Origin of the sequence: Methanothrix harundinacea 6Ac (assembly GCF_000235565.1) — an archaeon.
GTDB classification, from domain to species: domain Archaea; phylum Halobacteriota; class Methanosarcinia; order Methanotrichales; family Methanotrichaceae; genus Methanocrinis; species Methanocrinis harundinaceus.
Window position 1 is genome coordinate 389,846 of the sequence record NC_017527.1, and the last position, 13,404, is coordinate 403,249.

Consider the following 13,404-nt stretch of genomic DNA (forward strand, 5'->3'; position numbering starts at 1 on the left):
CTGTCATGGCCTCAGGCCTCCAGGGAGGCGACGTAGAGCTCCCCCTTACCGCCGTCGACGAGGTCCCCCAAAAACTTCTTGAGACTCCTGCCGTCGATATCCACCGTATCTTGGTACTGGTAGGATGGGAGGACCCGGGCGCGGCCGAAGACTGTGATGGTCCCGCTCGCCATCTCCGCCCCGGGGAGGTGGGCATCGCCGCCGATGATGATCACCCCTCCCCGGTTGGCGATCCCAGGGAAGTCCCCGGCATCCCCGAGGACGGTGATCTTCCCGCCGCAGAGGTGCTCTCCGAGGTAGTCCCCGGCGTCCCCCTCGATCCGGATCTCGCCGCCGCGCATCCCGCAGCTTTCGCCCCGGTATCCGGCGCCGACGTAGTCGCCGGCGTCGCCGGAGACGTTGATCAAGCCTCCCCGCATCTCCCGGCCGAGCCAGTCTCCGGCTCCGCCCCTTATCGAGATCTCGCCGCCGGCCATGCCGTTTCCGGCGTGCATCCCCAGGTCTCCATCGACCTCAATCATGCCGCAGGTCATCTTCTCCCCGATTCGCTTCACCCGGGAGAAGTCCCCGCGGAGGAGGAGATAAGCATCCTCCGCCTCCCCGGGGCCGTCGTCCCCCTCGATGGCGAAGAGGTCGGATAGCCTCGACCGCCGGTTCCCCTCCCAGACCTCCAGCCTCTCGATATCTTCGAGGGTCAACGGCGCGAGGACGTCGGGGCTGATCCCCTCCGCCTCTACAGGGACCAGAAACCTCCGCCGCGGCTTTATCCTGATCTCCCTCATCTAGACCACCCCCGCCCTGACGACCCTCGGCCGGGTGACGTAGGCGTCCTGGACCATGTAGTTGGAGAGCTGGACGCTGTAGTACCTGGTGAACTTATCGACGAGGTCTGCCCTGACCTTGGCAGCCTCGTCCTCCGGAACCGAGGCGTCGACCCAGTAGGTCCTCCCCTGGGGGACGGCGACGATCTCCCCGTCCCGGACGACGACCTCGCCTCCCTTGATGGTGTACTTCGCCCTCGAGAGGGCCGCCTTCACCCTTTCGTGATCCTTCGAGGGGTCTAACTTTTTCGGGTCGATGTCGTAGATCGAGACGTCCCCATCCGCCCCGAAGCCCAGGTGCCCCTTCTCGGGGAGCCCCAGGATCCTGGCGGGGCCGGCCCTGGTGACGATGGCGATATCCTCCCAGCCCATCTCCCTCTCTATGGAGGGGAGGGACGACCTCGAGCTCGCAAGCTCGTGCAAGCTCGCAAGCTCCTCCTCCCTCTTCGCCCGGCTCATCAGGAGGGCTATCACCTCCGGGTAGTTGACAAAGGGCCCGCCGTTGGGGTGGTCGGTGGTCATGATCACCTGCCAGGGGTCCTCCGTCAGGAGGGCGAGCTCCAGGCCTATCGCCCACTGGATGGCGTTGATCGGCATCTTCCTCCCGTAGACGAGGGGGACGACCCCGCTCGACTCCTCCAGCTCTATGTCGTGGTTCGACCACTTCGCCTTGAGGAGGCGGGCGTTCCCGTACTCCAGGGGGGCGTCGGCGGTCATGGTGGTGGCGGACCCGAAGATCAGCTGGCCCATGTCCATGGTGAACTGCTGGTGTCTATTGAAATAACCGGCGATCTCGGGGGCCTTCGACTCGAAGTCTTTCCAACCTGTACCGCCGTAGGCGGAGAACTGCATGTGGGTGACGTGGAGGACCTGCCGGTCCCGGCTGGCAGCGATATCCTCGACGGCCCGGAGGGTCTCGAGGGTCGTCTCGTAGTTTCCGGGCTTCCCCAGGTTGTTCGTATGGAGGTGGACGGAGTGGGGGAGGCCGAGGGCCTCGTTCGCCCTCATGAGGCCCCTTATGATCTCCCGGGGGGTGACCCCGAAGTTCGGGACGGGATCGTCGATCCCCTTGACGTTTCCGCCGAAGCCCCAGGCCTCGCCGCCGCCGGGGTTGACCACCTTGACCCCGTAGCCGCGGCTGGCGCGGAGCCCCCAGGCGACGAAGGCCGCGAGCTTCCCGAGGTCGCCGTCCCGGACGCACTCCAGCACCTCCCAGTTGTTCCCGAAGAGGGTGAGGGCCCCCTTGTCGACGATGGGGATCTCCTCCAGCTCCTCGTGGGTATGCCTCGCCTCCAGGATCGGGGTCGCCGCCTCGAAGGCGGTGGTGTAGCCGAGCCGAGCGTAGCGGTAGCCTATGGCGTAGCAGTTCGGGACGGTGTATCCGCTCTGGGGCCGGAGGAGCTTCGTCCTCGCCTCAGCCCCCCGCCTCCCGTCCTCGGGGCGCATGATCCTCCCGGTGTTCACCTTCGCCCCCGCGATGTGGGCGTGGGCGTCGAGGCCCCCCGGCATCACCAGCATACCCCGGGCGTCGATCTTGTCGCCATCCCGGGACTCTTCGACGACTCTGCCGTCCTCGATGGAGATATCCATCTCCTCGCCGAGGACCCCGTTCCTTGGATCGTAGACGATCCCGCCCTCAATTATCATCGCCGAGCCTCCTCACTCGATCGAGGATCTCCCGCACCGCCTCCTCGTCCGTCGGATAGGGGGAGTCCACCACCTTCTTCATCCGCAGGGATAAGCCGTCCATCCGGTAGGCGGTCCCCTCCGCCTCGATCCCGCAGACCGCCGTGGGGATGACCACGTCGGCTAGGAGGGTCGTGGGGTTGGGGAAGGGGTCGATCTGGATCACCGGGATCTCCGCCATAGCCTCCACCGTCGCCCTCGGGAAGTTTGAGGCGGGGTCGGCGGCGACGACCATCAGGGCGTCCGCCTCCTTCCTCGCCAGGAGGTCGCAGGCCGCCGTCTCCCCGGGGTTGAAGTAGGGAGCCCCCCGGGAGAGGTCTACGGCCATGGGAAAGCCCGTCGACCAGGCGCAGACCTGGCCGAAGCCTGCGACGTTGTAGTGCCCCCTCATCGCCATCACCACGAACTTGGTGAAGCCGTTGAGGTCCGCCACCAGGGAGAGGGCGTTGTCGACGTTCTTGTACCTGCCCCGGCTGTGGGTCAGGCCGAGGCCTATGAGGACGACCCCGAACTTCGCGGCCATCATCATCGCCGCCGCCTCTTCCAGGTCGGATTTGGCGACCCCCGCCACCGTCTCCGGGACGATCTCGCCCTTCCCTTTGACGATCATCCGGAGGGCGGAGAGGACCTCGTAGTCGGTCCCGGGCCTTATGAGGATGAACTTATCGGCGTTCTTCGCCGTCCTCGTCTCCCGGACGTCGACGACTATCACCTTCCTCCCCCCTCTCCCCTCGGGGGTGAACATCCCTCGAGCGTTGGAGGAGTAGCGGCCGGTGTGGCGGGGATGGGCCTCCGCGGGGTTTGCGCCCCAGAAGACGATCAGGTCGGCCCGGTTCTTAATCTGGCCGAGGGTCGCCCCCGCCATCCCCTTCTCCTCGATCCCTATGATGGAGGGGCCGTGGCAGACGGTGGCGGTGGAGTCGACGACCCCTCCCACCTCCTCCGCGAGAAGGATCCCCAGCTTGGCGGTCTCGCAGACCGTCGAGCACCAGCCGTAGAGGAGGGGCCTCTTCGCCTCCTTCAGGATCCGGGCGGCCCGGTCGTACGCCTCCTCGTAGGTCGTCTCCACCAGCTCACCGTCCCCTCGGACCATGGGGGCCGCCGTCCTCTCGTGCCCCAGGATCTTGCTCGAGCCGAGCCTGCAGGCCCTCTTCACCCCGACGATCTTTCCCTCCTCCACCTCGACCTTGACGTCGTCGCAGAGGCAGCCGCAGAAGGGACAGAGGACGTCCTCGACGATCATGCCGGCCCCTCCGGCGCCAGGTCGGCGAAGAGCTCCCGGACGCCCTTCACCCTCCGATCCGTCCTCGCCACCTCCACCTCGACTCCCTTGAAGAGGGGGGTCCCGCAGCCGCCCGTCTCCGGCCCCACGACGGCGTTAGCCCAGGGGCCCATCGGTATGAAGATGAGCCCCGGGGGGAGGCCCCCGTCCCTCTTAGCCGAGACGACGACCTCGCCGAACCCGTTCCTCACCAGGACGTTCCCGTCCTCGGGTATTCCCAGGGCGTCGTAGTCCGAGTCGGCGAGGGAGCAGGTGGATGTGGCCCTGAAGAACTCGGGGGACATCTTCGCCTCACAGGTGGCACCCTGGCCGAGGGTGCGCCCGGATATCATGATCGCCTTCAAACTGATCACCATCAGATTCAAACTCTATCCCCTCCCCTCCCCAGGGCTAAATATTGTGCGGTCGTACCCTGGGGACGGTCACTTTAATATACTGCATTGGCATTCTTTGCTAGTCCACAGACGTTTGGGGGATGGCTTTGGCAGGCAGGGCTTGGAAGTTCAAGGATGACGTCGACACCGACGCGATCATACCCGGTCGCTACCTGGTGATCAACGACCCAGAAGGGCTCGCTAGATACGTCTTCGAGGGGGTCCGTCCCGAGTTCGCCGGGGGGGCGGAGCCCGGCGACTTTGTGGTGGCGGGAAGAAACTTCGGCTGCGGCTCCTCCCGGGAGCACGCCCCCCTCGGCCTCAAAGGCGCGGGGGTGAAGGCGGTCGTCGCCAGGTCCTTCGCCCGGATATTCTTCCGAAACGCCATCAACATCGGTTTACCCCTCTTCATCTCCCCTGACGTGGAGCGGATCCGCGACGGCGACGAGATCGAGATCGACGCCGACGCCGGGGTCATATTCAACCGGTCCCGCGGCGAGAATTATCCGACGACGCCCCTCCCTCCCTTCCTCCAGGAGATCGTCGAGGCGGGGGGGCTCGTAGAGTATACTAAAAGGATGGTGAGGTCTGCTTGAAGTACAAAGTCCCCGTCATTCCCGGCGACGGGATAGGACCCGAGATTGTGGCTGAGGGGCAGAAGGTAGCCGAGGCCGCGGCGGAAAAGCACGGTTTTGAGATAGAATGGACGACGTTCTCCCTGGGAGCAGACCATTATCTTGAGACGGGAGAGCTCGTCGGCGAGGACACCCTCAAAGACCTCTCCCGGTATCGGGCGATATATCTGGGCTCCATAGGCGACCCTCGGGTGAAGCCCGGGGTGCTGGAGAAGGGGGTCCTCCTAGCCATGCGGTTCTACTTCGACCAGTACGTCAACCTCCGCCCCGTCAAGCTTCTGGAGGGGGTCTGGACCCCCCTCAAGGATAAAGGGCCGAAAGATATCGACTTTGTCGTCGTCCGGGAGAACACCGAGGACTTCTACATCGGGATCGGAAGCCGGGCCCGGGCGGGGAGGAGCCGCGCCGAGTTCGAGGTGATCCGGACCCTGTACCAGGTCAAGTTCGGCCTGGACGTGGACTCCGAGAGCGACGAGATCGCCTACCAGATAGGGATGATCTCGAAGGAGGGGACCCGGAGGGTGATCAAGTACGCCTTCGACCTCGCCACGGCGCGGAGAAAGCACCTCTCCAGCGTCGACAAGGCGAACGTCCTCTCCGACATCTACGGCTTCTGGAGGGAGGAGTTCGAGGCCCTCGCGACCGAGTATCCGGAGGTATCGACCGACTTCAACTTCGTCGACGCCATCACCATGTGGTTTGTCAAGAATCCGGAGTGGTTCGACGTCGTCGTCGCCCCCAACATGTTCGGCGACATCATCACCGACCTCGGCGCCATGATCCAGGGCGGCCTCGGCCTCGCCCCCGGGGCCAACATCAACCCCGAAGGGACGAGCATGTTCGAGCCGATCCACGGCTCCGCCCCCAAGTACAAGGGGCAGAACAAGGTCAACCCCATCGCCACCATCTGGGCGGGGGCTATGCTCCTGGAGCACTTGGGCGAAGGCGAGGCCGCCGAGGACGTGGTGAGGGCGATCGAGACGAACATAAAGCGGGGTAAGGTCAGGACCTACGACATGGGCGGGAGCGCCACGACCTCGGAGGTCGGCGACGACATCGCGGCGATCGTCCTCGGAGAGATCTGATCGGAAGGCGAAAAGGTTTTATGCCGGATGACCATCTCTTGAACAGTGGTATGGGCTGATCTGCTCATGGGGGCTCGTAGCTCAGTTAGGCAGAGCGTCTGGCTTTTAAGTTTTTTGAACGGAGATACCAGGTGGTCGAGGGTTCAAATCCCTTCGAGCCCGCTTATCGCATAATTCTGGGAAGTGGCTGTATGAAGAAGTTCGCACTGCAGGATCACGATCTGGTGCCGGAACACATCCTCCTCACCCCCGAGGAGGCGGAGGAGGTATTCAGGGCGTATGGCGTCGATTCTGCTCAGCTCCCGAAGATCCACGCCACCGATCCGGTGGTGAAGGAGATCGGAGGAAAGGTGGGCGACGTGGTGAAGATCAAGAGGAATAGTCCCACGTCGGGGGAATCGGTCTTTTACAGGCTGGTAATCGATTAAGGGGTGTTTTAAAGTTTGCTGGACAGAGAAGTTCTATACAAGGCCTATTTTACCAAAGATAAGCTGGTTCACCATCACATAAACTCTTTCAACGATTTCATCGACTCGGGCCTCCAGAAGGTGATCGACGAGGTGGGGATCATCGAGACGAACATCGAGGAGACCTACGTCAAGCTCGGCTCGATCCGGGTGGAGAACCCCACGGTCACCGAGGCCGACGGCTCAGTGGAGCGGCTCTACCCCAACGACGCCCGCCTACGAAACCTCACCTATGCATCCCCCCTCCGGCTGGAGATGACGATCGTCGAGGGGGAGACGGAGAAGGAGCCGGTGGAGGCGATGATCGGGATGCTGCCAATCATGATCATGTCCCAGGTCTGCAACCTATCGGGGCTGTCTCGCGACGAGATGATCGAGTTCGGCGAGGACCCCCTCGACCCCGGCGGATACTTCGTCGTCAACGGTTCCGAGAGGGTGATCATGACCCTGGAGGACCTCTCCCCCAACAAGATCCTGGTGGAGTACAACCAGAGGTACGACGACTTCATCGAGGTGGCGAAGGTCTTCTCCCAGAGGCAGGGGTATCGATCTCTGGTGATCGTCGAGCGAGGCCGAAGGTCGATTCTGGAGGTCTCCTTCCCCTCCGTCAGCGGGAGGCTCAACTTCGTCACCCTGGCGAGGGCCCTGGGCCTCGAGACGGATATGGAGATCGTCCAGGCCGTCTCCGAGAACCCCGAGATCATCAAGTTCATGCTCGAGAACCTGGAGGAGGCGGAGGTGGCGACCAAAGAGGAGGCCCTGGAGAAGATCGGAGGCCGGGTCGCCGCCGGCCAGGCGAAGGAGTACCAGAAGAAGAGGGCGGCCTACGTCCTCGATCGGTACCTCCTACCCCACATCGGCGTCGATGAGGGGGACAGGTACGCTAAAGGGCTCTTCCTCGCGAGGATGGCGGAGGCCTGCTTCGAGCTCGCCCTGGGGAAGCGGGGCGAGGACGACAAGGACCACTACGCCAATAAACGTCTGAAGCTCTCCGGGGACCTGATGGAGGACCTCTTCCGGGTCGCTTTCAGTCGGCTGACGAGGGACATCAAGTACCAGCTCGAGCGGGCGAGCATGAGGAACCGGGAGCTGAACGTCATCACCACCGTCAGGGCCGACGTCCTCACCGAGAGGATGATCCATCCCCTGGCCACGGGGAACTGGGTCGGCGGCAGGACGGGGGTATCCCAGCTCCTGGATCGGACCGACTACATGGCAAGCTTAAGCCACCTCCGGAGGGTCATATCCCCCCTCTCCCGGTCCCAGCCCCACTTCGAGGCGAGGGACCTCCACCCCACCCAGTGGGGCCGGATCTGTCCCAGCGAGACCCCGGAGGGGCCGAACTGCGGCCTCGTCAAGAACTTCGCCCAGGGGGTAGAGCTCTCGACGGGGGTCGAGGATTACGAGGACGTGAAGAGGATGCTTCTGGATCTGGAGGTCGCTCCTGTAGGTGGTCGGTATGAGTAGCGCGAGGGTATTTGTCAACGGGGAGTTCGTGGGGACCAATTCCGACCCCATCAGCCTCGCCAAGGAGATGAGGCGGCTCCGGCGGGGCGGCAAGATCAGCAACCAGATCAACGTATCTTACTTCGCGAGGACTAACGAGATCCTGATCAACACCGACTCCGGCCGAGCCCGGAGGCCCCTCATAGTGGTGGAGGGCGGCTCCGCCCTCGTCACCGAGGAGCACGTAGAGAAGGTCCGGCGGGGCGAGATCACCTTCGACGATCTCGTAAGAGAGGGGCTCGTCGAGTACCTCGACGCCGAGGAGGAGGAGAACGCCCTGGTGGCGATCGAGGAGATGGAGATAACCCCCGACCACACCCACATGGAGGTGGACCCCTCCCTCGTCCTGGGGATCTGCACCGGTCTCGTCCCCTACCCCGAGCACAACGCCAGCCCCCGAAACACCATGGGCGCGGGCATGATCAAGCAGTGCCTGGGGACGCCGCTGGCCAATACTAAGCTACGACCGGATACCCGGGGCCACTACCTCCACTACCCCCAGAGGGCCCTCTGCAGGTCCAGGACCGCCGACGCCGTCGGCTTCGACGAGAGGCCCGCGGGCCAGAACTTCGTCGTCGCCGTCCTCGTCTACGAGGGGTACAACATCGAGGACGCCCTCATCCTCAACCGCGGCTCCATCGAGCGGGGCCTAGGCCGGAGCCACTTCTTCCGGGTATCGGAGGCGGAGGAGCGGAAGTACCCCGGCGGCCAGGAGGACAAGTTCGAGATCCCCGACATGGAGGTCCGGGGCGCCCGGGGGACGGAGGCCTACTCGCAGCTGGATGACGACGGCCTCGTCAACCCCAACGCCGTCGTCGCCCCCAACGACGTCCTGATAGGGAAGACTTCGCCGCCCCGGTTCCTGGAGGAGCCGACGGAGTTTGGGATCACCCCTCAGCAGAGGCGCGAGACCTCCGTGACGATGAGGTCGAACGAGAAGGGGGTGGTGGACACGGTCATCCTCACCGAGTCCTCGAACGGAAACCGGCTCGCCAAGGTTAAGACGAGGGACCAGAGGGTCCCGGAGCTGGGGGACAAGTTCGCGTCGCGCCACGGCCAGAAGGGGGTGATCGGCCTGATCGTCCCCCCGGCGGACATGCCCTTCACCGAGGCCGGCCAGGTCCCCGACCTGATCGTCAACCCCCACGCCATCCCCTCGCGGATGACCGTCGGCCACGTCCTGGAGATGATCGGGGGCAAGATGGGATCCCTCGAGGGGAGGTTCGTAGACGCCACCGCCTTCCTGGGGGAGGAGGAGACCGACATGAGGGCCGCCCTCACCAAGTTCGGCTTCTCCCACACCGGGAGGGAGGTGATGTACAACGGGATCAACGGGGAGCAGATCATGGCCGACGTCTTCGTCGGAGTGATCCTCTACCAGAAGCTCTACCACATGGTCGCCGGAAAGATGCACGCAAGGTCGAGGGGACCCGTCCAGGTCCTCACCCGGCAGCCGACGGAGGGTCGGGCCCGGGAGGGGGGGCTCCGGTTCGGAGAGATGGAGCGCGACGTCCTCATCGCCCACGGGGCGGCCCTCGCCCTCAAGGAGCGGCTCGTCGACGAGTCCGACAAGGTGACGGAGCTCGTCTGCAGCCGCTGTGGGATGATCGCCATCCACGATAAGAGGAGGAACGTCGACTACTGCTCGGTCTGCGGCTCGGACACCGAGATATACCCCGTGGAGATGAGCTACGCCTTCAAGCTCCTGCTGGACGAGATCAAATCTCTCGGCGTCGCCCCTCGGCTGGTTCTGGAGGACGCAGTTTAGGTGTGAACATGACCGTCCCGAAGAGAATAGGCAAGATAAGTTTCGGGCTCATCTCTCCCCAGGAGTTTCGGAGGATGAGCGTGGTGAAGATAATAACCGCAGACACCTACGACGACGACGGCTTCCCCATCGAGATGGGGCTGATGGACCCCAGGCTCGGCGTCATAGATCCGGGCCTCCGTTGCAGGTCCTGCGGCGGCCGTCCTGGTGAATGTCCGGGCCACTTCGGCCACATCGACCTCATAGCTCCCGTCATCCACGTCGGGTTCGCAAAATTGATAAGAAAGATCCTCCGGGCGATCTGCCGGGACTGCTCTCGGCTGATGCTCCTGGAGAACGAGAAGAGGATGTACCTCGAGCAGATCGAGACCCTCGTCAGGCTCGGCCAGACCACCGACGACGTCGTCAACAAGGTCTTCTCCGAGGCGAGGAAGCACAAGGTATGCCCCTACTGCGGCGCTCCACAGCAGGAGATCAAGTTCGAGAGGCCCCTCGCCTACGTCGAGGAGGGGCACAAGCTCACCCCCTCTGATATAAGGGACCGGTTCGAGAAGATCCCCGACGAGGACATCAAGGTTATGGGGATGAACCCCGACACCGCCCGCCCCGAGTGGATGCTCCTCACCGTCCTGCCGGTGCCCCCGGTGACGATGAGGCCCTCAATCACCCTCGAGAGCGGCCAGAGGAGCGAGGACGACCTCACCCACAAGCTCGTCGACATCATCAGGATCAACCAGCGGTTCCAGGAGAACCGGGAGGCGGGGGCCCCCCAGCTCATCATCGAGGACCTCTGGGAGCTCCTCCAGTACCACATCACCACCTTCCTCGACAACACCGTCTCGGGGGTCCCCCCCGCCCGCCACCGGAGCGGCCGGCCCCTCAAGACCCTCTCCCAGAGGCTGAAGGGGAAGGAGGGCAGGTTCCGAGGGAGCCTCTCCGGCAAGAGGGTGAACTTCAGCGCGAGGACCGTCATCTCCCCGGACCCGAACCTCAGCATAAACGAGGTGGGGGTCCCCCTGGAGATCGCCATGGAGCTCTCCGTCCCCCTGGTGGTGAACGGAAGGAACATCGAGGTGATGCGGGACTTCGTCCGGAGGGGCGCAGATAAGCACCCCGGCGTCAACTACGTCACCCGGGCCGACGGCAGAAGGGTCAAGGTCACCGACAGAAATGCTGAAGAGGTGGCAGATCAGCTCGAGCCCGGCTGGAAGGTGGACCGGCAGCTGATGGACGGGGACATAGTCCTCTTCAACCGGCAGCCATCCCTTCATCGGATGTCGATCATGTCCCACCGGGTCATCGTCATGCCCCACAAGACCTTCAGGCTGAACCCGGCGGTCTGCCCTCCCTACAACGCTGACTTCGACGGGGACGAGATGAACCTCCACGTCCCCCAGACCGAGGAGGCGAGGGCGGAGGCCGAGATCCTGATGCGGGTCCAGGAGAATATCCTCTCTCCCCGGTTCGGAGGGCCGATCATCGGAGGGATCCACGATTACGTCACAGGAAACTTCCTCCTGACCCACGGCGATCGGAGGATCAGCCGCATCGAGGTTATGGAGGTCTTGAAGAAGCTCCACCACCTGGAGATCCCTGAGCCTGTGGGATGGAACGAGGCGGGGGAGCCTTACTGGACCGGAAAGCAGATCTTCAGCCTCATCCTCCCCAGGGGTCTCAACCTGGAGTTCAAGGCGTCCTTCTGCAAGAACTGCGACTCCTGCAAGAGGGAGGCCTGCGACGACGACGCCTACGTCGTCATCCGCGACGGGAAGATATTGACAGGCACCATCGACGCCGCGGCTGTGGGGGCCTTCAAGGGGAAGATCACCGACAGGGTGATCAAGGAGTACGGTCCGACGGTGGGGGCGGGCTTCATCGACGGCATGACCCAGATGGCTATCCGGGGGATCATGCTGGCAGGCTTCAGCTTCGGGATAGACGACGAGGACATCCCAAAAGATGCTGAAGACCAGATCGAGGACGTCCTGAACGCGGCGAGGGAGAACGTGACGAAGCTGATCGACGCCTACAAGGCCGGAGAGCTGGAGCCCCTACCCGGGAGGACCCTCGACGAGACCCTGGAGATGAGGATCATGCAGACCCTCGGCAAGGCCAGGGACAACGCCGGCTCCATCGCCGGCCGTTACCTGGGGATAGATAACAGCGGCGTGGTGATGGCGGTGAGCGGAGCCCGAGGGTCGATGCTGAACCTCACCCAGATGGCGGCCTGCGTCGGGCAGCAGTCCGTCCGGGGCGAGCGGATCCGCCGGGGCTACGAGGGGAGGACCCTCCCTCACTTCCGGAGGGGGGACCTGGGGGCCGAGGCCCACGGCTTCGTCCAGTCGAGCTACAAAGAGGGGTTGAACCCTACCGAGTTCTTCTTCCACGCCATAGGCGGTAGGGAGGGGCTCGTCGATACAGCGATAAGAACCTCCCAGAGCGGCTACCTCCAGAGGAGGCTGATCAATGCCCTCCAGGATCTGGAGGTCCAGTACGATGGGACGGTGAAGGAGACGAGGGGCATCATAGTTCAGTTCAGCTACGGCGAGGACGGGGTAGACGCCTCCAAGAGGGATTACGCCAGCCCCGAGAACGTCCATCGGATCGTCCAGCGGGTCCTCGGGAGGGCGGGAAGGTGAGCCTCCCGGAGAAGGAGATCCAGAAGAGGATCGAGGATCTGCCCCTCCCCCAGAGCATAAAGAGGGCCCTGGAGGGGGAGCTACGGGGGATAGAGGTCTCCGAGGAGGAGTTCTGTGAGGTGGCAGACCTGGTGCTCGCCGACTACGAGCGGTCCAAGGTCGAGCCCTGTGAGGCGGTGGGGGTGGTGGCCGCCCAGTCCATAGGCGAGCCCGGCACCCAGATGACTATGAGGACCTTCCACTATGCGGGGGTCGCCGAGATCAACGTCACCCTCGGCCTTCCGAGGCTGATCGAGATCGTCGACGCCCGGAAGATCCCCAGCACCCCCACCATGACGATCCGCCTCGATAAGGAGTACGCCCTCGACCGGGACATCGCCCGGGAGGTGGCTTGGTCGATCGAGTCGACGAACATCCTCCACCTGGGGTCGATAGCTACCGACCTCGCCGAGATGAACGTGGTGATCGACCTCAACGAGGAGGCGCTCCTCCAGAGGAAGATCACGGCCTCGGAGGTGGCGGAGAGGCTCGCGGAGGGGACGAAGCTCTCGGCGGATCAGCGCGGAAACCAGATCATAATGACGCCGCCGGAGCCCTCCTACCGGGACCTCCTCCAGCTCGTGGAGAAGATCAAGACGATCTCCCTCAAGGGGATCGAGGGGATAAAGAGGGTCGTCATCAGGAAGGAGGGGGACGAGTACGTCCTCTACACCGAGGGCTCGGCCCTCAAGGACGTCATCCAGTTCAAGGGGGTCGACCCCACCAGGACGAAAACAAACAATATAACCGAGATAGGGGATGTCCTGGGAATTGAGGCGGCCCGGAACGCCATAATAAACGAGGCCACCGACACTTTGAGAGAACAGGGCCTCTCCGTCGACGTGAGGCACATCATGCTGGTGGCCGACATCATGACCTGCGACGGCGAGGTGAAGCAGATAGGACGCCACGGCGTCTCGGGGGAGAAGGCGAGCGTCCTCGCGCGGGCCGCCTTCGAGGTGACCGTCAACCACATCCTCGACGCCGCGGTCCGGGGAGACGTGGACGATCTCAGGGGAGTGACTGAGAACGTCATTGTAGGCCAGCCGATCCAGCTGGGAACGGGCGACGTTCAGTTGGTCGCAAAACGGTGAGGTAAAAG

11 protein-coding genes and 1 tRNA gene are annotated in these 13,404 nt (G+C 63.9%); 8 read left to right on the plus strand and 4 right to left on the minus strand.

Translation table 11 applies throughout. From position 1 onward, the window contains the following. Positions 1-11: 11 nt before the first annotated feature. From MHAR_RS01915 to MHAR_RS01930, 4 genes are read right to left on the minus strand one after another with little or no spacing between them, the layout of a single operon-like run. On the minus strand, positions 12-782 hold the full coding sequence (locus tag MHAR_RS01915; protein WP_014585945.1) for a formylmethanofuran dehydrogenase subunit C: 771 nt from the start codon (positions 780-782) through the stop codon (positions 12-14). Next, positions 783-2,468 (minus strand): formylmethanofuran dehydrogenase subunit A, encoded by a 1,686-nt coding sequence (locus tag MHAR_RS01920; protein WP_014585946.1) that lies wholly within the window; start codon positions 2,466-2,468, stop codon positions 783-785. Beyond that, on the minus strand, positions 2,458-3,750 hold the full coding sequence (locus MHAR_RS01925) for a formylmethanofuran dehydrogenase subunit B (protein ID WP_014585947.1): 1,293 nt from the start codon (positions 3,748-3,750) through the stop codon (positions 2,458-2,460). The genes MHAR_RS01920 and MHAR_RS01925 overlap by 11 nt, the downstream gene beginning before the upstream one ends. After that, positions 3,747-4,145 (minus strand): molybdopterin dinucleotide binding domain-containing protein, encoded by a 399-nt coding sequence (locus MHAR_RS01930; protein WP_228369623.1) that lies wholly within the window; start codon positions 4,143-4,145, stop codon positions 3,747-3,749. The genes MHAR_RS01925 and MHAR_RS01930 overlap by 4 nt, the downstream gene beginning before the upstream one ends. Before the next feature lie 125 nt (positions 4,146-4,270). Here MHAR_RS01930 and MHAR_RS01935 point away from each other — a divergent pair, with 125 nt between their 5' ends. The 8 genes from MHAR_RS01935 to rpoA2 all read left to right on the plus strand — a co-directional run bounded on the left by MHAR_RS01935 (position 4,271) and on the right by rpoA2 (position 13,396). Then, entirely contained in the window at positions 4,271-4,759 is a 489-nt protein-coding gene (locus tag MHAR_RS01935; RefSeq protein ID WP_048144251.1) for a 3-isopropylmalate dehydratase small subunit, read from the plus strand. Continuing rightward, entirely contained in the window at positions 4,756-5,883 is a 1,128-nt protein-coding gene (locus MHAR_RS01940; protein ID WP_014585950.1) for an isocitrate/isopropylmalate dehydrogenase family protein, read from the plus strand. Before MHAR_RS01935 ends, MHAR_RS01940 begins: the two co-directional genes overlap by 4 nt. Before the next feature lie 70 nt (positions 5,884-5,953). Then, positions 5,954-6,045 (plus strand) — tRNA-Lys (locus MHAR_RS01945). Positions 6,046-6,074: 29 nt separating this feature from the next. Then, complete coding sequence (locus MHAR_RS01950) at positions 6,075-6,311, plus strand: DNA-directed RNA polymerase subunit H (protein WP_014585951.1); 237 nt, start codon at positions 6,075-6,077, stop codon at positions 6,309-6,311. Positions 6,312-6,326: 15 nt separating this feature from the next. Beyond that, positions 6,327-7,817 (plus strand): DNA-directed RNA polymerase subunit B'', encoded by a 1,491-nt coding sequence (locus MHAR_RS01955; protein ID WP_014585952.1) that lies wholly within the window; start codon positions 6,327-6,329, stop codon positions 7,815-7,817. Further along, the gene (rpoB, locus tag MHAR_RS01960; protein ID WP_048144252.1) at positions 7,810-9,624 is read left to right on the plus strand and encodes a DNA-directed RNA polymerase subunit B; all 1,815 of its coding nucleotides are present in this window, start codon (positions 7,810-7,812) and stop codon (positions 9,622-9,624) included. The genes MHAR_RS01955 and rpoB overlap by 8 nt, the downstream gene beginning before the upstream one ends. A gap of 8 nt (positions 9,625-9,632) precedes the next feature. Next, complete coding sequence (locus MHAR_RS01965; RefSeq protein WP_048144755.1) at positions 9,633-12,263, plus strand: DNA-directed RNA polymerase subunit A'; 2,631 nt, start codon at positions 9,633-9,635, stop codon at positions 12,261-12,263. Continuing rightward, positions 12,260-13,396 (plus strand): DNA-directed RNA polymerase subunit A'', encoded by a 1,137-nt coding sequence (gene rpoA2, locus MHAR_RS01970; protein ID WP_014585955.1) that lies wholly within the window; start codon positions 12,260-12,262, stop codon positions 13,394-13,396. Before MHAR_RS01965 ends, rpoA2 begins: the two co-directional genes overlap by 4 nt. The last annotated feature ends 8 nt before the right edge of the window (positions 13,397-13,404 follow it).